The following is a 2,761-nucleotide window of genomic DNA, read 5'->3' as shown; positions in this document are numbered from 1 at the left end:
ATTTGGTTGGTTGAAAAGATTATAAATTGCATTTAAACTATATAGCTATATCATATTAATAGAAAATATTTTACAATAGACACGTAAATATTATAATAACTTAAAAATTACTTTTTAATTATTTTTTGAACCGTTTTTATGTCATTTGAATAAATTTCAACAAAATAAATCCCTGAATTTAAACTTGATAAATCAACAGTAACATTTGAAACTTCATAGTTAGAAGTATAAATAGTTTTACCTAATAAATCAATCACATTTACTTTACTGATAACTGAATTTTCTTTATTTTGAATGTTTAAAATGTCATTTGTAGGATTAGGATAAATCACGAAATTTGATAAAGTATTATTTCCAAGACCTAAAGTATTTGCAAATTCAGTAGTAAAAGTATTGGTAATAATTGCTGGATTATAATCAAAATAAATTTCAGCTGAATTATTAATGATTGTTCCCGTTGTAAAACCTGTTGTTGGTTTAATTTTAAATGTAACAAAACCTTGACTCAATTCATCACTTACAATTTGAGGGACTAAAAAGATATTTTCAAAAGACCATTCTAATTGATTATTTGTTCTGGTTAAAGTGTGATTATGACTTGCATTTACCATTACAATACTTTCCTTATTTAAACCAGATGGTAAAATATCCTTTATGCTAATTTTATTTGCATTTGCAGTTCCAGTATTTTGAAAACGTATAGTGTAATATAAATAATCTGAAGAATCAAATTCAGAAATTTCAATTAATTCACCATGAGATTCCATAATATCATTTGGATCATAAGAACCAACAATTATTTCATTTAATTGAAAAATATTATTATTTAAATTTGCTTCTATAGAAGTAGAAGTTATAGAAATATCTGTTGTTACCAAATCACCTAATGAAACCGTTGGAATAGTTGGGATTTCATAAATAACATCAATTGTTTTTGTTTCCAAGGGTTGTAGGTTAATGTAATCAAAAGTAAATCCTGTTGAAGTTGCAATTGCACCAGTTTCAGAAATACTATTTATTATAACATTTGATGAATGATTAATTGTTATTGTTCCAGTAGCTGATAAAGTACCTGAATTAGTATATGTAATAGTGTTAGCTTGCATAAATCCGGGAACAGCATTTACATTTGGAGAAACCGAAACAGCAACATCACTATATGGAACAGTATTTACGATAGGAAAATAATAAGTAGTAATTCCACTATTTTGAGCAATTAAAAAATCATTATAAGTTGAAGAAGTTGTGTAAAAACCAGCATAATTTGAATCAATTTGATAACTTAAATCATGTGTATCTGAGTAATTAACAGGAAATAAATAACTGTTTCCAAAAGGAGAAAATAGTTGCATTGGAGTTCCATTGTTGTTTAATTCATGTACAAAACTTCCTAAAGTAAAATTAGGTTCTCCAGTATCTTTTGTACCATTATTATTTGAATCCAAAAACGAAACCATATTGATTAAGTCATTGTTGCACATAACACTTCCAGCATTAAAGCTTCCACCTTCAATAAATACAGCAGAATCAAAAGCAGTATCGTTGTAATCTCCAATAACCATTTTAATAGAATACGGATTATTTGGAACAATAGTAGCATAAACAGACATTGGTACTGTATAACCATTCATATTCATAACCGTTGAAACAGCAGGTTGACCAACAGTATAGGTGCTAAAAAAAGTTGAATTAACAGAAGGACAACCATTATTATAAGCTGAATTTCTAATATTAGTGACTGCAACGGGTGTAGTTGTTCCAGGAATTACAGCTAAATTTTGACTAATTCCAGTTGTTAAATCAGTTAAAATAAAAGCAAAAACATCTGCGAACCCACATTGAAAAGTTCCATATTCATTAGATGAAAATATAAAATTAAAATTAAATGCATCAGTTTGAGCAACAAAATCAAATTTTAAAAAAGTAACATCATTTATAGTTCCTGGTGCTCCATTTGCTTGACTAATTGCTTGTAAATCGGTATCTCCTAATTGCGAACAAGTTGATGATGTTCCGTTTCCAGTATACTGACCAGCAGAATTTTGAACTGTTCCACATCTTAAAACTAATCCGTTTTGAAAAGGAAAACTTGGATTGGTGTTAGTAAAAACGCCAATTCCACAATCACCTTGCCTTTGTACATTGGTAGCAATGGCACAATTTGTGTTTACAAATGTGTTGTTTACTAAATTTTGTATGTTAGTTGTTGCAGGGTTGAAAGGTATTACTTGTATAGCTTGTGAAAAACCAAAAGTGGTTACGAATAATAATAAAAGTAATTTTGTTTTCATAAAAAAAGTGTTTGTATAACAAATATATAAAATATTATCATTCAAACACCTATTAAAGGTCTTGTAATAAAAATCACATACTTTTCTTTTGTTTCTCCACAAAACCGTCAGCTTGTAGTTTTAGCAATTCCATCGCACCTTTTTTCTTGTAATTATAAAGTTCTTTGTCGTCTTTAATATCAGCATAAACCTTATCATAAATCTCTGCATCGGTTTTCTTTTGCAATTCACTTTGATATTTGTTTTGAGCTAGGACATTTATGATTCCCATTTCCTTGTCTTCTTGCTTGTAATCATATTCTCCTCTTGGAGATAATAATTTAGCAATAATAGGAGAAGTTTCAATAGCCAAAAATAATAACATTATAAAAAACGAAGGCAACCAAGGCAATTTGTCTAAAGCATTAATTCGAGCCATTAAACCGTCAAAGCCATCAATGATTGGTTGCGTTTCTGTTATCTTTTTATCC

2 protein-coding genes are annotated in these 2,761 nt (G+C 28.4%); both read right to left on the bottom strand.

Annotated features, from left to right (window positions below):
- Nucleotides 1-107: 107 nt before the first annotated feature.
- Nucleotides 108-2,291 (bottom strand): choice-of-anchor L domain-containing protein, encoded by a 2,184-nt coding sequence (locus tag AACZ53_RS14370; protein WP_339839868.1) that lies wholly within the window; start codon nucleotides 2,289-2,291, stop codon nucleotides 108-110.
- A 73-nt stretch (nucleotides 2,292-2,364) separates the two neighbouring features.
- The coding region (locus AACZ53_RS14365; RefSeq protein WP_339839866.1) for a DUF4407 domain-containing protein at nucleotides 2,365-2,761 on the bottom strand (397 nt) is incomplete at its 5' end.

It is taken from the genome of uncultured Flavobacterium sp. (assembly GCF_963975005.1).
Taxonomy (GTDB): Bacteria; Bacteroidota; Bacteroidia; order Flavobacteriales; family Flavobacteriaceae; genus Flavobacterium.
Note: the sequence above shows the minus strand (reverse complement) of the source record. Positions and strands in the feature narration are given on the sequence as shown.